The organism is Paraburkholderia sp. JHI2823 (assembly GCF_038900695.1).
Classification (GTDB): domain Bacteria; phylum Pseudomonadota; class Gammaproteobacteria; order Burkholderiales; family Burkholderiaceae; genus Paraburkholderia; species Paraburkholderia mimosarum.
Map to the genome: position 1 here is coordinate 78,640 of NZ_JAYMRY010000009.1, position 22,312 is coordinate 100,951.

At 65.4% G+C, this 22,312-nt stretch carries 20 protein-coding genes and 1 tRNA gene; 11 read left to right on the forward strand and 10 right to left on the reverse strand.

Annotation, left to right across the window (positions count from 1 at the left end; all coding sequences use genetic code 11):
* Window positions 1-44 precede the first annotated feature (44 nt).
* From VSR34_RS12755 to VSR34_RS12770, 4 genes are all read right to left on the reverse strand, one after another.
* A complete protein-coding gene (locus tag VSR34_RS12755; protein ID WP_342962636.1) occupies window positions 45-1,700 on the reverse strand; it encodes a DEAD/DEAH box helicase in 1,656 nt (551 codons plus the stop codon).
* Between the two features lie 258 nt (window positions 1,701-1,958).
* Window positions 1,959-2,579 (reverse strand): hemolysin III family protein, encoded by a 621-nt coding sequence (locus VSR34_RS12760; RefSeq protein WP_342962637.1) that lies wholly within the window; start codon window positions 2,577-2,579, stop codon window positions 1,959-1,961.
* Between the two features lie 288 nt (window positions 2,580-2,867).
* Window positions 2,868-4,163, reverse strand: coding sequence for a cytochrome c (locus VSR34_RS12765; RefSeq protein ID WP_028211783.1), 1,296 nt, complete (start codon window positions 4,161-4,163; stop codon window positions 2,868-2,870).
* A 22-nt stretch (window positions 4,164-4,185) separates the two neighbouring features.
* Complete coding sequence (locus tag VSR34_RS12770) at window positions 4,186-4,953, reverse strand: c-type cytochrome (protein ID WP_028211782.1); 768 nt, start codon at window positions 4,951-4,953, stop codon at window positions 4,186-4,188.
* A gap of 665 nt (window positions 4,954-5,618) precedes the next feature.
* Between VSR34_RS12770 and VSR34_RS12775 the strand changes: the two genes are divergently transcribed.
* A complete protein-coding gene (locus tag VSR34_RS12775) occupies window positions 5,619-6,545 on the forward strand; it encodes a CopD family protein (RefSeq protein ID WP_342962638.1) in 927 nt (308 codons plus the stop codon).
* Window positions 6,546-6,584: 39 nt separating this feature from the next.
* Here the strand turns inward: VSR34_RS12775 and VSR34_RS12780 are convergent, their stop codons facing one another.
* Window positions 6,585-6,884, reverse strand: coding sequence for a hypothetical protein (locus VSR34_RS12780; RefSeq protein WP_342962639.1), 300 nt, complete (start codon window positions 6,882-6,884; stop codon window positions 6,585-6,587).
* A 285-nt stretch (window positions 6,885-7,169) separates the two neighbouring features.
* Window positions 7,170-8,318: a galactonate dehydratase gene (gene dgoD / locus VSR34_RS12785; RefSeq protein WP_342962640.1), complete on the reverse strand. Its 1,149-nt coding sequence runs from the start codon at window positions 8,316-8,318 to the stop codon at window positions 7,170-7,172.
* A gap of 141 nt (window positions 8,319-8,459) precedes the next feature.
* Between dgoD and VSR34_RS12790 the strand changes: the two genes are divergently transcribed.
* From VSR34_RS12790 to VSR34_RS12800, 3 genes are all read left to right on the forward strand, one after another.
* Window positions 8,460-9,170 (forward strand): FCD domain-containing protein, encoded by a 711-nt coding sequence (locus VSR34_RS12790; protein ID WP_342962689.1) that lies wholly within the window; start codon window positions 8,460-8,462, stop codon window positions 9,168-9,170.
* Between the two features lie 441 nt (window positions 9,171-9,611).
* Window positions 9,612-9,926, forward strand: coding sequence for a hypothetical protein (locus tag VSR34_RS12795; protein WP_342962641.1), 315 nt, complete (start codon window positions 9,612-9,614; stop codon window positions 9,924-9,926).
* A gap of 225 nt (window positions 9,927-10,151) precedes the next feature.
* On the forward strand, window positions 10,152-10,358 hold the full coding sequence (locus VSR34_RS12800; protein ID WP_036018861.1) for a hypothetical protein: 207 nt from the start codon (window positions 10,152-10,154) through the stop codon (window positions 10,356-10,358).
* A 209-nt stretch (window positions 10,359-10,567) separates the two neighbouring features.
* On the opposite strand, the gene VSR34_RS12805 is transcribed toward VSR34_RS12800, so the two are convergent.
* The 4 genes from VSR34_RS12805 to VSR34_RS12820 form a co-directional block, all read right to left on the reverse strand.
* A tRNA-Met gene (locus VSR34_RS12805) sits at window positions 10,568-10,644 on the reverse strand.
* A gap of 114 nt (window positions 10,645-10,758) precedes the next feature.
* Window positions 10,759-12,417 (reverse strand): MFS transporter, encoded by a 1,659-nt coding sequence (locus tag VSR34_RS12810; RefSeq protein ID WP_028211776.1) that lies wholly within the window; start codon window positions 12,415-12,417, stop codon window positions 10,759-10,761.
* Window positions 12,418-12,737: 320 nt separating this feature from the next.
* Window positions 12,738-14,384 carry a sensor histidine kinase N-terminal domain-containing protein gene (locus VSR34_RS12815; RefSeq protein WP_342962642.1) on the reverse strand — a complete coding sequence of 549 codons (1,647 nt, stop codon included), beginning with the start codon at window positions 14,382-14,384 and terminating at the stop codon, window positions 12,738-12,740.
* 12 nt (window positions 14,385-14,396) lie between these two features.
* Complete coding sequence (locus tag VSR34_RS12820; RefSeq protein WP_342962643.1) at window positions 14,397-15,137, reverse strand: response regulator transcription factor; 741 nt, start codon at window positions 15,135-15,137, stop codon at window positions 14,397-14,399.
* Window positions 15,138-15,385: 248 nt separating this feature from the next.
* Between VSR34_RS12820 and recA the strand changes: the two genes are divergently transcribed.
* The 7 genes from recA to VSR34_RS12855 all read left to right on the forward strand — a co-directional run bounded on the left by recA (window position 15,386) and on the right by VSR34_RS12855 (window position 22,114).
* Complete coding sequence (recA, locus tag VSR34_RS12825; protein WP_028211774.1) at window positions 15,386-16,462, forward strand: recombinase RecA; 1,077 nt, start codon at window positions 15,386-15,388, stop codon at window positions 16,460-16,462.
* Between the two features lie 74 nt (window positions 16,463-16,536).
* Window positions 16,537-17,394, forward strand: a complete 858-nt coding sequence (recX, locus tag VSR34_RS12830; RefSeq protein WP_342962644.1) for a recombination regulator RecX — start codon at window positions 16,537-16,539, stop codon at window positions 17,392-17,394.
* Window positions 17,395-17,525: 131 nt separating this feature from the next.
* On the forward strand, window positions 17,526-18,221 hold the full coding sequence (locus VSR34_RS12835; RefSeq protein ID WP_342962645.1) for a DUF2889 domain-containing protein: 696 nt from the start codon (window positions 17,526-17,528) through the stop codon (window positions 18,219-18,221).
* A gap of 50 nt (window positions 18,222-18,271) precedes the next feature.
* The gene (sucC, locus tag VSR34_RS12840) at window positions 18,272-19,438 is read left to right on the forward strand and encodes an ADP-forming succinate--CoA ligase subunit beta (protein ID WP_028211772.1); all 1,167 of its coding nucleotides are present in this window, start codon (window positions 18,272-18,274) and stop codon (window positions 19,436-19,438) included.
* Between the two features lie 94 nt (window positions 19,439-19,532).
* Window positions 19,533-20,414 carry a succinate--CoA ligase subunit alpha gene (gene sucD / locus VSR34_RS12845; protein WP_028211771.1) on the forward strand — a complete coding sequence of 294 codons (882 nt, stop codon included), beginning with the start codon at window positions 19,533-19,535 and terminating at the stop codon, window positions 20,412-20,414.
* A gap of 186 nt (window positions 20,415-20,600) precedes the next feature.
* Window positions 20,601-21,305, forward strand: a complete 705-nt coding sequence (locus tag VSR34_RS12850; protein ID WP_342962646.1) for a TerC family protein — start codon at window positions 20,601-20,603, stop codon at window positions 21,303-21,305.
* Window positions 21,306-21,481: 176 nt separating this feature from the next.
* Window positions 21,482-22,114 carry a pilin gene (locus tag VSR34_RS12855; protein WP_342962647.1) on the forward strand — a complete coding sequence of 211 codons (633 nt, stop codon included), beginning with the start codon at window positions 21,482-21,484 and terminating at the stop codon, window positions 22,112-22,114.
* Window positions 22,115-22,312: the final 198 nt, after the last annotated feature.

The window sequence follows — 22,312 nt, forward strand, 5'->3', positions numbered from 1 at the left end:
CAACGACCGACGCACGGCCGACTGAGGGGCGGGAGCGCGGGAGATCAGCGATCGCGCTGGCCGTTGCCGTCGCGCCGATTGCTGCCGCCCGGGCGGCCGCCGAGCAGCGCGCCGGGGTTGGATTGCGGCTTGCGTTGCGGGCGGCCAAGCGCGCTCTCGTGCGAGACGCCGCGCTGACTTTCGCGGCGCGTGTGCTCGCCGCGCGCGCCTTGTGCGCCGTGATTCGCGCCTTGCTTGACGGGTTTTGCCGTGCGCACGCCGCCGCCGTTCGAAGCCGGCTTGGCCTGGCGCTGACCGCCATTGCCGCCGCTATTGGATGCCTGCGCGCGGTTGCTTTCACGGCCACCGTCACGATTACCTTCGCGCCCACCTTCGCGCCCACCTTCGCGCCCACCTTCGCGATTACCGCCGCGCGATTCGCGCGGCTCGCGTGCTTCACGCGCTTGCGCTGGGCGGCCGCTGTTGGCGCCATTCGACGCCCCGCGGCCCTGACCTTGCCCCTGGCGCGGCGAGCGGCCTTGCGGCTGGCTACGGCGCTGGATCGGCTCCGGCTTCGCGTTCGGGTCCGGCTCGAAGCCCGGAATGACCTCTTGCGGCACTGCGCGCTTGATCAGCTTCTCGATGTCCTTGAGCAGCTGATGCTCGTCCACGCACACGAGCGACACCGCCTCGCCCGTCGCGCCCGCGCGGCCGGTGCGGCCGATGCGGTGCACATAGTCCTCGGGCACGTTCGGCAGGTCGTAGTTCACCACGTGCGGGAGCTGGTCGATATCGATGCCGCGCGCGGCGATGTCGGTGGCGACCAGGACCTGCAGCGTGCCGTCCTTGAACTCGCTCAACGCGCGCGTGCGCGCCGATTGGCTCTTGTTGCCGTGAATCGCGAGCGCGCTGATGCCGTCCTTCGTGAGTTGCTCGGCAAGGCGGTTCGCGCCGTGCTTCGTGCGCGTGAACACGAGCACCTGGAACCAGTTGTGCTGGCGGATGAGGTGCGTGAGCAGGTCGCGCTTGCGGTCGCGGTCGACGGGATAGATCTTCTGCGCAACGGTTTCGGCCGTGGTGTTGCGGCGCGCGACTTCGATGAGCGCCGGCGAGTCGAGCAGGTTGTCGGCGAGCGCCTTGATCTCGTCGGCGAACGTGGCCGAGAAGAGCAAGTTCTGGCGCTTGGGCGGCAGCTTCGCGAGCACGCGCTTGATGTCGTGGATGAAGCCCATGTCGAGCATGCGATCGGCTTCGTCGAGCACGAGAATCTCGAGCTGAGAAAGGTCGATCGTCTTCTGCTGCATGTGATCGAGCAGGCGCCCTGGCGTCGCGACCACGATGTCCACGCCGCGCCTGAGCGCGTCGATCTGCGGATTGATGCCCACGCCGCCGAACATCACCGTGGACTTGAGCTTCAGATACTTGCCGTAGGCGCGCACGCTCTCTTCGACCTGTGCGGCGAGTTCACGCGTGGGCGTGAGGATCAGCGCCCGCACCACGCGCTTGCCATTCGCGCCCGGTGGCATGTCCGAGAGGCGTTGCAGGATCGGCAGCGTGAAGCCGGCGGTCTTGCCTGTGCCGGTTTGCGCGCCGGCGAGCAGGTCGCCGCCGCCGAGCACGGCGGGAATCGCTTGCGCCTGGATCGGCGTGGGCGTGCTGTAGCCAAGTTCGTTGACGGCGCGGACCAGCGGTTCGGACAAGCCGAGAGAATCGAAAGACATAAACACCTGTTGTATTGCATCAGCGCTGGCGTCGCTTCGCGGCCCATGGAGGCGCGCTGCGCAGCCAAACCAGCGTTCCCGGGTTCGAATGCGCCCGGTGAAGCCGCTCTCATGCGTTGTTCGGACGGCGCGCCAGTGCGCGCGCCGCATTTTTTCTTAATGGAACGGACGGTCGATCAAGACACGTCGTCTGGCGTTAAGTTGCGTCGCCCGGTCGCGGACACTGCGGCGACCGGGCGATGCCTTCACATTGACGCGTCACGCGACGTAGCGCGCGACGCTCACGAATTGACAGACGCTCCCGGCGAGCACGAACAGATGCCAGATTCCATGTCCGTGCCGGATGCGTTCGTCATTGACGAAAAAATAAATGCCGGCGCTGTAGATGAGGCCGCCGGCGAGTAGCCACGCCGTGCCTGCCGTCGGCAGGGCCTCGACGAGCGGGCGAACCGCCACCACCGCGAGCCAGCCCATCACCACGTACAGCACCATCGAAAACGCCCTGGTGCGCCGCCCGAGCGTGAGCTCCTGGACGATGCCGAGGGCCGCGAGCCCCCAACTCACGCCGAAGAGCGACCAGCCCCAAGGCCCGCGCAGGGTCACGAGCGAGAACGGAGTATAGCTTCCCGCGATGAGCAGATAGATCGCGGCATGGTCGCACTTCTGCAGCACGGCTTTCAGGCGCACGCCGCGCACGCCGTGATACAGCGTCGAGATCGTGTACAGCGCACACAACATTGCCCCGTATACCGCAAAGCTCACGACCTTGTACGCGTCGTGATCCAGCGCGGCGAGCGTCACGAGCGAGACCAGCCCCGCTACCGACAACATCGCGCCCACGAGGTGAGTCATGCTGTTCAGACGCTCACCGGCGTGCATGACGACCACTCCTTGTTCTTTTCGCCCGTAGTGCGCAGGGGAAACAGATCCCCCCTGCGCGGTCCGCAGTGCTCGACCACAGCGCCCAAACCCATGCCTGACGGGCCACGGAGCGGGCTACACCGCGCGGCCGGCGACAAATGGCGAAGGGCGCAGCCCGCGGTTTCCGCGGATTGCGCCCTGGCAGGCAAACGCCACTATAGCAGTAACGGCCTGCGGGGGCCGTCGCGCTCGGCGTGGGACCCGAGCGAGCGCTGAAGCGCCAACCCCGGTCGACGCCGGCGCCGGTCAGTCGAGCGGCGACGAGCGCAGATCGGCGACCTGTTGCGGGGACACCGGCATGCCCTTGTTGCCCCACGACATACGGATGAACGTCACGACCGCCGCCACCTCCTGATTCGAGAGCGACTGTGCGAACGGCGGCATGCCGTAAGGGCGCGGGTTGCCCTCCGTGCTCGGCGGATAACCGCCGTTGAGCACCATGCGGATCGGATTCACGGCCGAATGCATCTGGATAGACTGATTGTTCGCAAGCGGCGGGAAGTTCGGCGGCATGCCGAGACCGTTGTCCGCGTGGCACTTGGCACACTGGTCATGGTAGATCTTCTGACCTTGCTGCAAGAGTTCGCCACCAAACGCTTCCGATGTCTCCATTTGCATCGTTTCGGGCGCTTCCTTCTTCTGCGGGATGGTCTTCAGGTACGTGGCCATCGCGTGGATGTCGTCATCCGAGAGATATTGCAGACTGTTGTGGATCACGTCCGCCATCGGGCCGAACACGGCGCCGCGCTCGGAAACGCCGGTCTTCAGGAGACTCGAGATGTCCCTGATGTCCCAGTCGCCGAGGCCGCCTTCGCTGCCCGTGAGCGACGGCGCGTACCAGTTCTGCAGCGGGATCAGACCGCCCGCGAAAGCCGCCGAGTTGACCGGACCGCCCATCGCGTTGATCGAGGTATGGCACATGCCGCAGTGGCCGAGGCCTTCCACGAGATACGCGCCGCGATTCCATTCGACCGATTTGGTCGGATCGGGCTTGTATTCGCCCTCGCGGAAGAACAGCGTGCGCCAGCCGATCAGCAGGTTGCGGTTGTTGAACGGGAACTTGAGTTCGTGCGGCCGGCTCGGCACGTTCACCGGCGGTACCGAGCGCAGATAGGCGAAGATCGCGTCCGAGTCGGCGCGCGTGACCCTGGTGTAGCTCGTGAACGGGAAGGCCGGATAGAGCAGGCTGCCGTCCTTCGAGCGACCCGTGTGCATGGCGCGGTAGAAGTCGTTGGCGCTCCACTTGCCGATGCCGTACTGGTCGTCGGGCGTGATGTTGGGCGTGTAGAGCGTGCCGAACGGCGTGGCCATCGGCAAGCCGCCCGCGAACATCTGGCCGCCGCGCACCGTGTGGCAGGCAATGCAGTCGCCGGCGCGGGCGAGGTATTCGCCCTTCTTGATGAGGTCGGCCTGGTCGGCGGGCGTCGCGGCCTGCACGGCGCCATTGCGCAGCCAGTCGGTGCCCGACCAGAGCACCGGTACGAGGGCCGCGGCGGCGGCCACGACGACGGCGGAAAGTGCGAACAGGGACTTTCGGTTCATATCGGCTGTCTCCCCCGGCGCCTTATTGCGGTTCGCTGCCGCAGGCAAGCGGCGTCTTCAGTGAGCCAGCGGGCGCCGGCACGGGGTTCTGCGGCGCGCTCTGCGTGGAGAGCCAGGCCGCGACCGCATTCACGTCATTGTCGGTGAGGCGCGTGGCGATCTCATGCATGCAGTCCGGTGCCTTCGCATGCCGCGAGCCCGAGCGCCAGGCGCCGATCTGCGCGCTGATATAGTCCGCATGCAAACCGACGAGGCCAGGAATGGCCGGCTCCATGCCCGTGAGCTTCGCGCCATGGCACGCCGCGCAGGCGGGCACCTGCTTGGCCGGATCGCCGTGCAGCACGATGGCCTGACCGCGCGCGAGCGTGTCACTGCCGACCGAAGGCTTCGCGGGCGGCGGATAGGGCGGTCGCTGCTGCGAGAAGTATGTCGCGATCTCGTGCAGGTAATCGTCGGAGAGATAGGTGACCAGATAATTCATCGGAGGGTACTTGCGGCGACCCTCGCGGAAGTTCATTAGCTGGTTGAACAGGTACTCGGCCGGTTTGCCCGCGAGACGCGGGAAGTAATCGTTGTCGGTGCCCTGGCCGTGCGTGCCGTGGCACGCGGTACAACCCTGCACGCGGGAAGCGATGGTGTCGGGGGCTTTGGGCTGTGGGGCTGACGCCGCCGTTTGGGCGTATGCAGCGCTGAGAACGCTGGTCGCCCCGAGCAAAAGTGCTGCTCCCAGAGGCGCGACGAGCGGAATGAGCGGTCGGAAGATACGTCTTGGGGACACGCGTAACTCCATCTTTATCGTGGACCTGACCAGGCTTCGAACGGCCCGGCTTGTAGGCTGCGCGCGATGAAAGCAGAAGACCCGTGCGCGCTGCGGCGACGCAGCAGATTCTAGCATCCGGGACTAATAGTGACCATTTGCCACATGCGCCACAAGCGTCTCGCGATGCCCTCGAGCCGCCGCGCGACGCGCTTGCGGCCGAGGGTCGCGGCGCCGGTTATGATTCTGCACCTGTTCGCCAATCGGTGACACGGGGTTGTCCCTCACCGGCGCCCCATCCGGCGAGCACCGGATGCCGTTCGCATGACTGAGGATGACGCTGCACGAGCGTGCTGCTTGGGTTCCCCTTCGTGACTCGATGCTCGTGCATTGAACTGGCGTTGACGGCGCATCGAATCGGCGACGTGCGTGCATCGAACCGCGCATCGAACCGCGCATTGAACCGCGCATTGAACCGCGCGTTGAACCGATTCATGCGGCAGCTATCGAAGCAGGCACCGCTGCGGGACGCGCGACGTGCTGCGCGCGCTGCGGCTGCTGTTTTCATGTTGTTTTCATGTTGTTTCCTTGCCACTCGTCTCGATGACTCCTATTGCACTTTCCCTATCGTTGCTGCAAGCCACCCGTTCCGCTTCGCGCGCCGTTCGCGCGAGCTTCACGCGGGAGGGCGAAGTCCGATGAACGCTGACTGGCTCTCGATCGGGCAGGTCGCCATGGCGGCCATCGTCAACATGGCCTATGCGTTCGCGCTAGGGTCGGCGTTCTATGGCGCCTGGCTCGACAAGGACGGCCGCACGCCGGTCGCACCCGCGCGCCTTGCATGGCTGCGCGCGCAACGCTCGTTGCGTGCCTCGGCGTTCGTGCTCGTGGTCGCGCTCGTCATGTGGATGCTTTACGAGAGCGCGGCGGTGAGCGGCGAATCGTTGCCCGGCGCGTTCGGCGTGGTGCGCACCGTGCTCTCGCAAACGCGCGTTGGCCACGCATGGTCCGTCGCGCTCGCGGGGGCGCTCGTGCTGTTCGGCTGCGCGTTCGCGACCGCCAGCGTGGCGCGCGATGGCGTGCTGTGGCTCGCGCTCGTCGCCATCGCTGCGGGTCGCGCGGGCCTCGGCCATGCCGCCGATGCCGGCCTCGCTTCGGCGGCGCTCGGGCTGCATACGCTGCACTTGCTCAGCGCCAGCGCGTGGAGCGGCATCGTCATGGCGGGCGGCCTCGCCGTGCTGCCGGCGCTCGGCGCTTCGACCGCGCGCGGCGTGCTGATCCGCACCGCGGGCCAGGTCTCGAACGTGGCGTTCTTCGCCGTGGGCTTCGTGATCGCGACGGGCGTGTTCGACGCGCTGCGCGGCAGCGGCGGTTCGATCGACGCCATCGTGAACAGCACGTGGGGTCGTGTGCTTCTCATCAAGGTGGCGCTCGTTCTGATCGCACTCGTGATGGGCGGCTTCAACCGGCTGGTGGCGATGCCGGAACTGCGGCGCTCCGCGTCGACGGCGGCGGCGCGCCGCTTCGTCAACGTGATCCATCTCGAAGCGATCGTCATGATCGGCGTGCTGGTGACGGCGGCCGTGCTCGCGCACAGCGTGCCGGGCTACGTGTTGCAGGGCTGAAATGTCGTCGCAGCGGCTTGCTCGTCGCTTCCTGGCAGCTTATTCGTAGCCGAGCCGGTGACTGAGGATCGGCGCGAAGAAGAGGGCGATGGCGCAGCCGGTGGCGTTGCCTTCGAGTCCCGCGAGCGCGGCAACCGATGAAGGATTCGCGATCAGTGCGACCAGTTGCGGCGCGCACCATAGCGCCGCGGCGCCAATCGCGGCGTACTCCACCCAGCCAATGCGCCAGCCGCGCGCGCAGGCGATGGCGCCGGCGAGCACGCGCAGAAAGCCGAAGAGGACGAGCGCGCCCACGGCGGCTTGTTCGCGGATCAGATAGTCGGGAAGCGACGCATCCATGGAAATCCCTTGCAACGCAGAGGTTGGGTTGCAGGGAAATCAGCAAGGAGCAGGCCAGTGGGAAGCGCCGGCCCGTGCAGGCTGCGTTCGCTGATGGCAGCGCCATGAGCGGCGCGGGTTTGCGTGAACTCGCTGTGTGTGCAAACGACATAGGCCGTTCGAGCGAATCGCAAGCGCGCGTGCAGGAGCACGCAAAGCCTCGGGAAACGTTACATCGCCGAAACGCGCGGAATTGACCGCGCCGCGTCACCGTGGCTGCCGCGCGTTTGGCGTTTCATCTGTGCATCACCATTCGGCGACGCTGCCGTCCTCGTGACGCCACACCGGATTGCGCCAGCGGTGCCCGGTTTTCGCCATCTCGCGCACTTTCTCTTCGTTCACCTCGATGCCGAGGCCCGGGCCCTGCGGAATCGACACGAAGCCGTCCTCGTACCTGAAAACCTCGGGATTCCTGATGTAGTCGAGCAGGTCGTTGCCCTTGTTGTAGTGAATGCCGAGGCTCTGTTCCTGGATGAACGCGTTGTAGCTCACCGCGTCGATCTGCAGGCAGGTGGCGAGCGCGATCGGACCGAGCGGGCAGTGCAGCGCGAGCGCGACGTCGTACGCCTCGGCCATCGCGGCGATCTTGCGGCACTCGGTGATGCCGCCCGCGTGCGAGGCGTCGGGCTGGATGATGTCGACGTAGCCGCCGGCGAGAATGTGCTTGAAGTCCCAGCGCGAGTAGAGGCGCTCACCAAGCGCGATCGGCGTGCTGGTCTGGTTGACGATGTCGCGCAGCGCCTCGACGTTCTCGGAAAGCACCGGCTCTTCGATGAACATCAGCTTGAACGGATCGAGTTCCTTCGCGAGCACCTTGGCCATCGGTTTGTGCACACGTCCATGGAAGTCCACGCCAATGCCGACGTTCGGGCCCACGGCTTCGCGCACAGCCGCGACGTTGTTGATGACGCCTTGTACCTTGTCGAACGTGTCGATGATCTGCAGCTCTTCGGAGCCGTTCATCTTCACGGCCTTGAAGCCGCGCTCGACCACGGCGCGCGCGTTGTTGGCGACGTCGCTCGGACGGTCGCCGCCGATCCACGAATACACCTTGATCTTGTCGCGCACCTGGCCGCCGAGCAGCGCATGCACGGGCACGCCATGGTGCTTGCCCAGGATGTCCCATAGCGCCTGGTCGACGCCTGCAATGGCGCTCATCGAGATCGGGCCGCCACGGTAGAAGCCCGCGCGGTACATCACCTGCCAATGGTCTTCGATGAGGAGCGGGTCCTTGCCGATCAGATAGTCGGCGAGTTCTTCGACGGCGGCTGCGACCGTGTGGGCGCGACCCTCGACGACCGGCTCGCCCCAGCCGACGATGCCCTCGTCCGTTTCGATCTTGAGAAAGAGCCAGCGCGGCGGAACGACGAAGGTTTCGAGCCTGGTGATTTTCATGCGGTGTCTCCTGTGCAGGGCGGTAGGGCGGCGCGGCGCACAACGCGCGCGGCACTGTTCAGGTGCACATACTACTGCAAAATTCGCCTTTAAGTGCTATTAATAGTATTATTTCGTGTCGATTCCCAGTATCTGGACTGGATTCGCACCGCCCATTCCTCGCGGAGAAAGCTGATTCAACGCGATCTGCATGGCACCGTGGCCTACGAACTCGGCAGCGCAATCCTGCGTGGCGACTATCCGCCCGCGACGGTGCTGCCGCGCGAGGCCGAACTGATGGAAACCTTCGATGTGAGCCGCACGGTGCTGCGCGAGGCGCTGCGCACGCTCACTTCGAAGGGGCTCGTGGAATCGCGCCCGCGCGTGGGCACCCGGGTGCGCGCGCGTGACGCCTGGAACCTGCTGGATGCCGACGTGCTCGACTGGTACGCGCGTGTGGCACCGCCGCTGGCCTTTGCGCTCAAGCTCCAGGAAATGCGCGAGATGATCGAGCCGTTCGCGGCGGGCCTGGCCGCCAGTGCGCACGATGCCGACGCGCTTGCGTCGCTCGCCAGCGCGCATGATGCGATGGCGCAGGCGCGCAATGTAGACGAATGGGTGCGCGCGGACCTGCGCTTTCATCTTGCCGTGCTCGGCGCTTGCCGCAATGAATTGCTGGTGCCGCTCGGTACGCTGATCGAGCGGACGCTGGAAGGCCAGTTGCGCGTGAACGCGAAGCGCGCGGAAGTCTTCAACGCGGCGTTGCCGGATCACACTGCCGTGTACGAGGCGATTGCTCGTCGCGACGCGCAGGCAGCGAGCCACGCGATGGCGGCGTTGTTGCAGGTGACGCGCGAGCGCATCGAGAGTTGAGCGTTTGTGCCAGATGGGTGTGCGCGCAACGAATCGCAAACGGGCGCCGCAAGTGAGGACGTGAAACGTGTCCCTGGCCTCCGATGCGGTCCGGAAGGATTCAGGGTTTACCCCAATCAAAACCTTCCAAGGCGAGGCCGTTACCAAGTCAATCGCCATGATGTCCGGGGTTCGTTCGGAATGAAGAAGCAAACGATTGCGCAATATCTGCGGCTGTCATTCCGTGTGCGCCGATTTCCGGGGGCGATATATGGCTCTTGTGTCAGGCGCGTCGATCGAGCCTGGCCTCAGGTTTTCGCGGTGCGGCAGAGCCTGCTCGGGCAACCGCTGCTAGATGGCCTGCCTGCGCGTGATCGTGAAAGCGGCGTCCAGGTCAGATCCGTGCCCCGCAGTTATGCGCCTGGGTCGATCTCTGTATCAGCCCGTTGAGGAACGCTAGACATGTTCGACGCCGAAATTGCTGCCAGACTGCTTAACCGGTGGAATCGCAATCGCGCACAACCAGAACGCCATTCGGCGCTTGCCGTCCTGCAGGAGGGCAATCTCCACTTCAAGCAGGGAAGCGGCGACGTCCGTGCCGCCGACCCTGCCGCGGACTGGCGCCTCAGCATTGAATGGCTCACGTTCTCCGACGGCTCTCATGCCTTGCGTGTCGCCGTCCCGAATGAGCAAGGCGATTGGTCGCCGTGGACCGCGACCGAGCCGATCGCAAAGCACGAATTGTGTGCATCGGCCGACAATGCCGATGTCGCTTAGCGTCCTGTTGCAGGATTTTCGTCGCAGCAAGCGGCCACGGGCTGCTCCTCTTCTTCGCAGTCGATTGGTAGTGCGTCTCACGTAGGACCACTAACTGCCGTTACAGCGACGCGATTTGGCATGAACAGACGCGATGTCATTGCCGGAAGATCGCGGCTGTGGAGTCAGGACCGCAGATTTGAAATTCGATGCTTTCGCAAAACACACAAGGAAGCGACCGTGAACATGGCGAAGACCGAGATCGAACAACTGGAGAGCGCGTTGAATGCGTTGGTGCACCGCCCGCAGCTCATCCGCTTTGACTATTGGGCGTCCAGGATAGAGGGTCTGCTGGAGCAGACTGGCCTGTCTCCACGAGATCGACAACGCCTGCACGCCCTGCGCGATTTGCTCGGTCTTGTGCCGCGTGAGTGTACCGTCGTATCGCCGTAGTGCCGGTCACGCAGTGCGCGTCGCGACCCAGGCGATACGCCGCAATCCACGCTACTCGAACGGCAAGCGGGCTGTTTGCATTGGCAAGCCGGCACGGCGACCTCATGGCGTGGAACTACGTGTGCGTGGGGTTGTGACCTGATTCGCACTTGAAGCGTCCCGAAAGACAAAAGGCCGCTGCCCTTGCGGGACAGCGGCCTTCTTACAACTGGTGGCGAATCAGGGATTCGAACCCCGGACCTGCGGATTATGATTCCGTCGCTCTAACCGACTGAGCTAATTCGCCGAAGAAGACGAATTATGGCGATACACCCGGAGGGTGTCAACCCCCTTCGCCATCTTTTTCAAACCGGCGCTTGCGGCCCGACCGGTCCCGCCTGCAAGCGCCTCCGCCAAACCATCAATCCTGCGCGTAAATATCCGAGTCCTTGGTTTCCTTCACGAACAGCATGCCGATCACGAAGGTCCCCAGTGCGATGACGATCGGATACCAGAGGCCCGAGTAGATATCGCCGCGTGCCGCCACGATCGCGAAGGCCGTCGCCGGCAGGAAGCCGCCGAACCAGCCGTTGCCGATGTGATAGGGCAGCGACATCGACGTGTAGCGGATGCGCGTCGGGAACATCTCGACCAGCATCGCCGCGATCGGCCCGTACACCATCGTCACGAAGATCACGAGGATCGTCAGCATCACCACGGTCATCGGCCAGTTGAGCTGCGACGGGTCGGCCTTGAGCGGATAACCCGCCGCCTTCAATGCAGCCGCAAGCGTCTTGTCGAACACCGCACCCGCCTCCTTCGCGCCGGGTGCACGGCCGTCGAACGTGTCGACGGTCGTGTCGCCCACCTTGATCTGCGCGAGCGTGCCCGCCGGGGCGGCCACGTTCTCGTAGTTCAGGCCGGCCTTGGAGAGCGCGCTCTTGGCGATGTCGCACGAGCTCGTGAACTTCGAGGTGCCCACCGGGTTGAACTGGAACGAGCACTCGGCCGGGTCCGCGATCACGACGATCGGCGCGCGCTGCGTGGCGGCTTCGAGCGCCGGGTTCGCGTAGTGCGTGATGGCCTTGAAGATCGGGAAGTAGGTGAGCGCCGCGATCAGGCAGCCGGCCATGATGATGGGCTTGCGGCCGATCTTGTCCGAGAGCGCGCCGAAGAACACGAAGAACGGCGTGCCGATCAGGAGCGCGAGCGCGATCAGGATGTTGGCGCTGGCGCCGTCCACCTTGAGCGTCTGCGTGAGGAAGAAGAGCGCATAGAACTGGCCCGTGTACCAGACCACGGCCTGGCCGGCCGTGACGCCGAAGAGGGCGAGCAGCACGACCTTGAGGTTCTTCCACTGGCCGAATGCTTCCGTGAGCGGGGCCTTCGAGACCTTGCCTTCGGCCTTGATGCGCTTGAACGCCGGCGATTCGTCGAGTTGCAGGCGAATCCACACCGAAACGGCGAGCAACAGGATCGATGCGACGAAGGGAATGCGCCAGGCCCACGCAGCAAACTGCTCTTCGCCGGTGAAGGTGCGCACACCGAGGATCACGAGCAGCGAGAGGAACAGGCCGAGCGTGGCCGTCGTCTGGATCCACGAGGTATAGAAGCCGCGGCGGCCGGCAGGCGCGTGCTCCGCGACGTAGGTCGCGGCACCGCCGTATTCGCCGCCGAGCGCGAGGCCCTGCAGAAGGCGCATGGCGATGAAGATCACCGGCGACGCAATGCCGATCGACGCGTAGCCAGGCAGGAAGCCCACCACGAAGGTCGAAAGGCCCATGATGACGATCGTGATGAGGAACGTGTGCTTGCGGCCCACGAGGTCGCCGAGCCGGCCGAACACGAGCGCGCCGAACGGGCGCACGGCAAAGCCGGCGGCAAAGCCGAGCAGCGTGAAGATGAAGCCGGCGGTCGGATTGACGCCGGAGAAGAAGCTCTTGCTGATGAAGGCCGCAAGCGATCCGGCCAGATAGAAGTCGTACCACTCGAACACGGTGCCGAGCGACGACGCGAAGATCACGCGTTTTTCGTCGCGGGTCATCGGCGCGTGCGAGACTTGTCCGCCAACGGTTGCCATAAATGTCTCCAGTATTTTGATATGCGTGTGGTCCGTCGGGCGGCGAAGTGCGGCACGCTGCCCGCAGCGGTCCTGCGGAGCATTATTGGAATGGAAACTTACTGGTTTCTGACGCGCGTAGGGGTTTGCTGGCAACGTGTCGGAATGGGGTTCGATCGCTCATCATCGCCTAATTACGCGGCAACTGCTCATAGTCGTGCGCCAACGTCTCCTAACATCGTCTTGCTGCGGCGGGCTGGACGCGTTGGGTAAGGGTAAGTCCCATCCCGGATTTCACAGTCGATTGGTCAGATTCGCCGCTCTGACGGCGAGCGCACGGCTCAAACCCGCCCGCGCAGCCGCAGCGTCACGCGCACGAGCGTCCCGGCGAGACGTGGCGATTCCTGATAGACATGGTCTTCGATCGCGAGCGTGCCGCCGTGCATCGTGGCGATCTCGCGCACGATCGCGAGCCCGAGCCCGCTGCCTTCGCCGTCGCGGCCGAGAATGCGGTAGAAGCGTTCGATCACGCGCTCGCGCTCGGCGGCCGGAATGCCCATGCCCGTATCTTCCACTTCGAGATGGACCACGCCCGCCGCGGGCTCGGGCCGCACGCGCACGGTGATGCGTCCGCCTGCTGGCGTGTAGCGGATCGCGTTGTCGATGAGATTCGAGAGCATCTCGCGCAACATCACGGGGTTGCCGTCCACTTCCACGCGCGTCGGCGCTTCATCGTCACCTCCGCCGTCTTCCCCGCCGTAGTCCTTTTCCGGGCCTTCGTAGCCGAGATCCATCTGCTTGGCGAGCGCCGGCTGCACCCAGTCGCGCACGGCGTGGCGCGCCACGTCCGCGACGTCGACCGGCGTGAAGATCTGCCCGGACATGCGGTTTTCCGCGCGGGCCAGCGCTAGCAGTTGCGTGACGAGCCGCGCGGCGTGCTCGGAGCTCGTCGCGATCTGCTCGAGCGAGCGGTGCACTTCGGCCGGCGCGTCCTGGCGCAAGGCAAGCTCGGCCTGGGTGCGCAGGCCCGCGAGCGGCGTCTTCATCTGATGCGCGGCGTCGGCGATGAAGCGCTTTTGCAGCTCCATGTTCTGTTCGAGCCGCGTGAGCAGATCGTTGAACGAGGTGACGAGCGGCTCGATCTCGGGCGGCGCGCGGCGCGCTTCGAGCGGCGAGAGGTCGTCGGGGCGGCGCATGCGGATGTTCGATTGCAGCGCGTGCAACGGCGCGAGACCGCGCGAGAGGCCGAACCACACCAGCAGGATCGCGAGCGGCAAGATCACGAACTGCGGCAGGATCACGCCCTTGATGATGTCGTTGGCGAGCTGGCGGCGCTTGTCGAGCGTCTCCGCGACCTGCACGAGCACGGGCTGATCTTGCGGACCGGCGGCGGCGAGGTGCCCCGGATCGACGGTCGTATAGGCGACGCGGATATCGATGCCGTGCAGCGTGTCGTCGCGGAACTCGACCACGCCCGGCGGCGGGCGGTCGTCGTCGTGCGGCAGCGGCATGTCCCGGTCGCCGCCCACCAGTTCGCCGCGCGTTCCGAGCACCTGGTAGTACACGCTGTCGACGTTGTCGGCGCGCAGGAAATCGCGCGTGGAGGCGGGCAATGTCAGCTCGGCCACGCCGTTCACGGGCTGGATCTGGCGGGCGAGCACATAGGCGTCGGTTTCGAGCGCACGGTCGAAGGGCCCGTTGGCGATGGATTTCGCGACGAGATACGTGACCGCGATGCTCATCGGCCAGAGCAGCAGCAGTGGCGCGAGCATCCAGTCGAGAATTTCGCCGAAGAGCGAGCGCGGGCGTGCCTCGGCGGCGGCTTCGGCTTCGTCGGGCGGGGCGAACGGATTGGCGTAGCGGGCGTCGCGTGCGTCGTCGTCGAGGGCGTCCGCGGCGGATGCGGACGCGCCCGACGGGTTCTCCGCGGCGACGCCTCGCGCGCCTTTGGGCGACGCGCCGCGCGCGATGGAGGGACGCCCGGCCATCGTCGCTCCCGCTTACTTGAAGTAGTGGCTGGCGGGCATCGCCGGCGGGGCGCCGGGGGCGCCGGCCTGCGCGTCCTTCGATTCCTTCGCCTCCTTTTCGAGGCAATAGCCGAGCCCGCGCACGGTCACGATGCGCACGCCGCCCGCTTCGAGTTTCTTGCGCAGCCGGTGCACGTAGACTTCGATCGCGTTGTTGCTGACCTCTTCGCCCCACTCGCACAGGTGATCGACGAGCTGTTCCTTCGAGACCAGCCGCCCTAGCCGCTGCAGCAGCACTTCGAGCACGCCCAGCTCGCGCGCCGACAGGTCGAGCACCAGGTCGTTGATGCGCGCAATGCGCCCCACCTGGTCGAACGAGAGCGCGCCGTGACGCACCACGGTCGGGCCGCCGCCCGCGCCGCGCCGCGTGAGCGCGCGCACGCGCGCTTCGAGCTCGTTGAGCGCGAACGGCTTGGCCATGTAGTCGTCGGCGCCGAGGTCGAGGCCTTTCACGCGCTCGTCCACGCTGTCTGCGGCCGTGAGGATCAGCACGGGCAGGTTGGAATTGCGCGCGCGCAAGCGGCGCAGCACTTCGAGGCCCGGCATTTTGGGCAGGCCGAGATCGAGGATCAAAAGGTCGAACGACTGCATCGACAGCGCCGTATCGGCGTCTACGCCGTTACGCACGTGATCGACGGCATAGCCCGATTGGCGGAGTGATCTCACGAGTCCGTCCGCGAGTATGCTGTCGTCTTCGGCAATGAGGATTCGCATGTTGCGCCAGCGTCGACTTCGAGGCCTTGAGCCTCGTAGCGCCCGCGCCGCGCCGCGTCCTTGAAGGCGCGGCCACGCGACGCGCGGCGGTCTCCGAAAATCGAGGTTCTGGTTAGCCGTAAAGACTTGCCAAAACCACTGTTTTTTTATACAGTGTCTGCGTTCGTGTGCATTAGCCCGAATGAGGCGTGCGCAATGAGGTGTGCACATGGTCACGAGACGCCGTTCATCATAGCAAAGGACGATTCATGGAAGATAGCAAGAAAGGCTCGGCTGGACTGACTGCTGAAAAGAGCAAGGCGCTGGCCGCCGCGCTCGCGCAGATCGAAAAGCAGTTCGGCAAGGGGTCGATCATGCGACTCGGCGACGGCGAGGCGGTCGAGGACATCCAGGTAGTCTCCACCGGCTCGCTCGGCCTCGACATCGCGCTCGGCGTGGGCGGCCTGCCGCGCGGCCGGGTGGTCGAGATCTACGGTCCGGAATCGTCGGGCAAGACCACGCTCACGCTCCAGGTGATCGCCGAACTGCAGAAGCTCGGCGGCACGGCAGCGTTCATCGACGCGGAACACGCGCTCGACGTGCAGTACGCCGCCAAGCTCGGCGTGAACGTGCCGGAACTGCTCATCTCGCAGCCGGACACGGGCGAGCAGGCGCTCGAAATCACCGACGCGCTCGTGCGCTCGGGCTCGATCGACATGATCGTGATCGACTCGGTCGCGGCGCTCGTGCCGAAGGCCGAAATCGAAGGTGAAATGGGCGACTCGCTGCCGGGTCTGCAGGCGCGTCTGATGTCGCAGGCACTGCGCAAGCTCACCGGCACGATCAAGAAGACGAACTGCATGGTGATCTTCATCAACCAGATCCGCATGAAGATCGGTGTGATGTTCGGCAACCCGGAAACCACCACGGGCGGCAACGCGCTCAAGTTCTACGCGTCGGTGCGTCTGGACATTCGCCGTATCGGCTCGATCAAGAAGAACGACGAGGTGATCGGCAGCGAAACGCGCGTGAAGGTCGTGAAGAACAAGGTCTCGCCGCCGTTCCGCGAAGCCGTGTTCGACATCCTCTATGGCGAAGGCATCTCGCGTCAGGGCGAAATCATCGACCTCGGCGTGCAGGCCAAGATCGTCGACAAGGCGGGTGCGTGGTACAGCTATAGCGGCGAGCGCATCGGCCAGGGCAAGGACAACGCGCGCGAATTCCTGCGCGAGAATCCGGACATTGCTCGCGAGATCGAAAACCGCATCCGTGAATCGCTCGGCGTCAACACGATGCCGGTCGGCGCCAATGATGGCGGCGAAGTCGAGATCGCCGACGAAGAATAAGCCCTCGTCACTAAGGCAAGCCGATGCGCAAGGGCGGGTCCGCTTCGATGCCGCCGTCTCGGGCGGCGTCCACGATGTCTTCCGAGCAGGCGAACTTGCGCACGGATTTGTCCGCGAGTTTGCCTGCGGATTCGCTGCGCGACCCACGCATGCGCTCTTCGAGCCGCGACGCCCAGGCGGGCGATCGCGGCTTTGCGCATTCTGGCGGGGACAATTCTTCGCCGGCCGATATCGGTGACGATGGCGGCGCGGTTTTCGAAGTGCCGTTCGAGGCGTTCTTCGGCGCGCAAGGTGAGGCTTCGCCGAACGCGAGGTCCGAACCGTCATCCAAAGCGGCGTCCGGCTCGCGATCCCGGCGGGCACCGATGGACGAGCCAGACGAGGCCACCACACCCCAAGCAGACACCTACGAGCGCAGCTCGACCACGCGCGCTGCACGAGCGCGCGCGCGCGACAAATCGCCCGCGGAAAAGCAGCGTCCCGAGCGCTCGCTCAAAGGCCGCGCGCTCGGCTATCTTTCGCGCCGCGAATACAGCCGTGCCGAACTCTCGCGCAAGCTCATGCCGTACACCGACGACGCCGACGCGCTCGAGGCGCTGCTCGATTCGCTCGAACGCGAGGGCTGGCTCTCCGATGCCCGCTTTGCCGAAAGCGTCGTGCACCGGCGCGCGGCGCGCGTGGGGGCAGGACGCATCGTCAGCGAACTGAAGCGCCACGCCGTGGGCGACGCGCTCATCGAAGAGGTGAGCACGCATTTGCGCGAGACCGAACTCGTGCGCGCCCGCGCCGTCTGGCAGAAGAAGTATGGTCAGTTGCCCGAAACGCCGGCTGAGCGCGCGCGCCAGGCGCGCTTTCTCGCGGCGCGCGGCTTCTCGATGTCGATCATCGGCAAGATCCTCAAGGGTCTCGAGGAAGACGGCTCCGGCAATTGAGCCGGTCGTCCCGAAAACCGGCGCGCGCAAACCCGCGCCGGGCCTGTGAGCCGGCCCTTTGTATCCGCGGCTGTCCCAAATACCCGGTATGTTAAAATCGCGAGGTTTTCCCATCCGGTCTTACCTTTAGCATGCCGCTTTCCCCGCCCGTGCCCCGCCAGTTGCGCCATCAGCGCGCCATCCGGGCGGTTGCCTATGAGCGCGAAGACGGCCTGTGGGACATCGACGCGTGCCTGACCGACCACAAGCCACGCGACGTGCCGCTCGCCGCCGGTGTCCGGCCCAACGGTTTGCCGATCCATGAACTCTGGCTGCGCATTACGATCGATCGCAAGCTCAACGTCGTCGACGCCCAGGCGTCGTCCGACTGGGTGCCTTATGACGGTCAGTGCCAGAACGCTAACCCCGCCTATCGGGCCCTCATCGGGCTCAATCTCCTCCAGAACTTCCGCCGCGAAGCGGGCCGGCTCGTCGCCGGCACGGCTGGCTGCACGCATCTCACAGAAATGTTGGGCGTACTGCCGACCGTCGCGATCCAGGCGTTCGTCGGAGAGGTGTGGGACACATCGAATGGCTCGCCGGGCGAAGAGCCCGGACCGGAACTCGGCAAGACCGCCGGAGGCAACGAGGCCGCCGGCGAGAAGCCGCCTTTCCAGCTTGGCCGCTGCCACGCGCTGCGGTTGGACTCAGAGGCGGTGAAGCAGTTTTATCCGCGCTGGTATGGCTATGTGCCGCGTTCCATAGAGCGCGGCGCGGACGTCGCCGGCGTGCGCGACGACAGCAGCCCGGGCCGAGAGGGCAGGGCCGGCGCCGTCACGCATGAATAACAACAGCGGAATCGAAGTTCACTCCAACTCTCAGACTGAAGGAATCACGCATGAAGATTCACGAGTACCAGGGTAAGGAAATCCTGCGGAAATTCGGAGTCGCGGTCCCGCGCGGCATCCCGGTGTTTTCGGTGGATGACGCGGTCAAGGCCGCTGAAGAGCTGGGCGGTCCGGTTTGGGTCGTCAAGGCACAGATCCACGCGGGTGGCCGCGGCAAGGGCGGCGGCGTGAAGGTTGCCAAGTCGCTCGAGCAGGTGCGCGAGTACGCGAACCAGATCCTCGGCATGCAGCTCGTCACGCACCAGACCGGTCCGGAAGGCCAGAAGGTCAACCGCCTGCTGATCGAAGAAGGCGCCGACATCAAGCAAGAACTGTATGTCAGCCTCGTCGTCGATCGCGTGTCGCAAAAGGTCGTTCTGATGGGTTCGAGCGAAGGCGGCATGGACATCGAAGAAGTCGCCGAAAAGCACCCGGAACTGATCCACAAGGTCATCGTCGAGCCGTCGACGGGTCTGCTCGACGCGCAGGCCGACGACCTCGCCGCGAAAATCGGCGTGCCCGCTGCTTCGATTCCGCAAGCGCGCGACATCCTGAAGGGTCTGTACAAGGCGTTCTGGGAAACCGATGCGTCGCTGGCCGAAATCAACCCGCTGAACGTCTCCAGCAACGGCACCGTGACGGCGCTCGACGCGAAGTTCAACTTCGATTCGAACGCGCTTGCACGCCACCCCGAAATCGTGGCTTACCGCGATCTGGACGAAGAAGATCCGGCTGAAATCGAAGCCTCGAAGTTCGACCTCGCTTACATCTCGCTCGACGGCAACATCGGCTGTCTCGTGAACGGCGCAGGCCTCGCGATGGCGACGATGGACACCATCAAGCTGTTCGGCGGCGAGCCGGCCAACTTCCTCGACGTCGGCGGCGGTGCCACGACCGAGAAGGTGACCGAAGCGTTCAAGCTCATGCTCAAGAACCCGGGCCTGAAGGCGATCCTCGTGAACATCTTCGGCGGCATCATGCGCTGCGACGTGATCGCGGAAGGCGTGATCGCCGGTTCGAAGGCCGTGAACCTGAACGTGCCGCTCGTCGTGCGCATGAAGGGCACGAACGAGGACCTCGGCAAGAAGATGCTGGCCGAATCGGGCCTGCCGATCATCTCGGCAGACAGCATGGAAGAGGCCGCGCAGAAGGTCGTCGCGGCTGCCGAAGGCAAGTAATTTTCACCGGATACGAATGGCGTAGTGTTCGGCGCGAACTCCGCATCCGTGCGGGCGACGCGACGAATTGCGCCAAACGAACAGAGGTCAATACATGTCGATTCTGATCAACAAAGACACCAAGGTCATCACGCAGGGCATCACCGGCAAGACCGGTCAGTTCCACACCCGCGCCTGCCGTGAGTACGCCAACGGCCGCGAAGCGTTCGTCGCGGGCGTGAACCCGAAGAAGGCCGGCGAGGACTTCGAGGGCATTCCCATCTACGCGAACGTGCGTGAAGCGAAGGAAGCCACCGGCGCGACCGTTTCGGTCATCTACGTGCCGCCCGCAGGCGCAGCCGCTGCGATCTGGGAAGCCGTCGAGGCCGACCTCGATCTCGCAATCTGCATCACGGAAGGCATTCCCGTGCGCGACATGATCGAAGTCAAGGACCGTATGCGCCGCGAAGGCCGCAAGACGCTGCTGCTCGGCCCGAACTGCCCCGGCACGATCACGCCGGACGAGCTGAAGATCGGCATCATGCCGGGTCACATCCACCGCAAGGGCCGCATCGGTGTCGTGTCGCGCTCGGGCACGCTGACGTATGAAGCCGTGGCCCAGCTCACCGCGCTCGGCCTCGGCCAGTCGTCGGCAGTCGGTATCGGCGGCGACCCGATCAACGGTCTGAAGCACATCGACGTCATGAAGATGTTCAACGACGATCCGGATACGGACGCCGTGATCATGATCGGCGAGATCGGCGGTCCGGACGAAGCGAACGCCGCTTACTGGATCAAGGACAACATGAAGAAGCCGGTGGTCGGCTTCATCGCGGGCGTCACGGCGCCTCCGGGCAAGCGCATGGGCCACGCCGGCGCGCTGATCTCGGGCGGTGCGGACACGGCCGACGCGAAGCTGGAAATCATGGACGGCTGCGGCATCAAGGTGACGCGCAACCCGTCGGAAATGGGCCGTCTGCTGAAGTCGGTGCTGTAAATCCAGATTCGCGGGCGCTCGCGCGTCATGAATGCGCGAGCAGCCAGCGATTTTTGATATCCTTGCGGAATCCTTTCACGAGGTTTCCGGGCAAAAGCGAGGGAGCCAGTCATGGCTTCCTCGCTTTTTTATTTGGCTCGCCGCGTGAACCGCCAATCCTGAGTCACTTCTGAGTCTCCCGTTTTCATGTTCGAGTTTTTCGCGTCGCTCCACTGGGGCGCAGTCATCCAGATCATCGTCATCGACATCCTGCTCGGCGGCGACAACGCCGTGGTGATCGCGCTCGCCTGCCGCGACCTGCCTTCGCAGCAGCGCTTGCGCGGCATCCTCTGGGGCACCGCGGGCGCAATCGCGCTGCGTGTCGTGCTGATCGCCTTCGCGGTGATGCTGCTCAACGTGCCGTTCCTGAAGTTCACGGGCGGACTGCTGCTGCTGTGGATCGGCGTGCGGCTGCTTGCGCCCAGTCATATCGAGCACGCCAATGTGAAGCCCGCCGACAAGCTGATCGGGGCGATCAAGACGATCATCGTCGCCGACGCGGTGATGAGCCTCGACAACGTGGTGGCGATTGCGGGCGCAGCCGAAGCCGCCGATCCTCGCCATCGCATCGCGCTCGTGATCTTCGGGCTGCTGGTGAGCATTCCGCTCATTGTGTGGGGCAGCCAGCTCGTGCTGAAGCTGCTCGACCGCTATCCCGTGATCGTGACGTTCGGCGCGGCGCTGCTCGGCTGGATCGCGGGTGGGCTCATCGTCAACGATCCCGCCGGCGACCGCTGGCCGCTGCTCGATACGCCGGTGGCGGAGTACGGCATCTGCGTGGCGGGGGCGGTGTTCGTCGTCGGGCTCGGCTCCTGGCTCAGGCGCCGCAACGCGCGGCGCGCACAAACTTAAGGGCATTCAATCGCACTGGGGCGCAGTCGCCCGCGCTGTCGCTGCATCCAGGCCACTGGTCCTGTTCGTTTGGCCTCGGCCATCCGGTCGACTGCCCGATGAGCGTGGCCGTCGATACGATCAAGACGCCTGACCACGACTGTGGCCGGGCGTTTCTTGTTTCAGGAGCCCTGAAGATGATCGTATCCGTACCTGCCTTGACCCGCTTGGCAAGTAGCGACGCGCACGCCATGAGCGCGCGCGATGGCCCCTTCGCGCGTTTTGCGAGACTGGCGTGCCTCGCTTCGCGCTGGACCGCGCGCGGTTTCACGCTGATCGAACTGATGATCGTGCTTGCGATCGTCGGCGTGATCGCCGCCTACGCGATTCCCGCGTACCAGGACTACCTTGCGCGCAGCCGCGTGGGCGAGGGCCTTTCGCTCGCGGCTTCGGCGCGGCTCGCCGTGGCGGAGAACGCCGCGAGCGGCAACGAATTTAGCGCGGGCTATGCGGTGCCCCCCGCGACGCGCAACGTGGATTCCCTGCACATCGACGACACGACCGGGCAGATCACGGTCGCGTTCACATCGCGCGTGGCGCCCGCGGGCAGCAACACGATCGTGCTCGTGCCCTCGGTGCCCGACAACACCGATCAGCCCACCGCGCGCGTCGCGCTCGCGAAGGGCAGCGCGCAGGGCGGCACGCTCACGTGGGAGTGCTTCGCAGCCGGCAAGACGGCTTCGTCGCTGGGGCCGCCCGGCTCGGGCCCATCGCCCGTGAACGCCGCAACGCTGGCCGGCAATCTCGCGCCGCCGGACTGTCGCGCGTAGGCCTCGCGCTTCGATGCTCTGGCAACGATGGGCCCGCTGCGCGTGAAGCATGCGCAGCGGACACGTCGCTGGCGCGAGCCGGCAATGTCACTGTTCGCGCAGTTCATGCGGGTGCGACCGGGCAGCAGCCGCGCATGCTGAGCCGGCAGTACCGGGCCGCACCCGCACAGCGGGGGAAAAGTTTTGTATAGTGCCCCG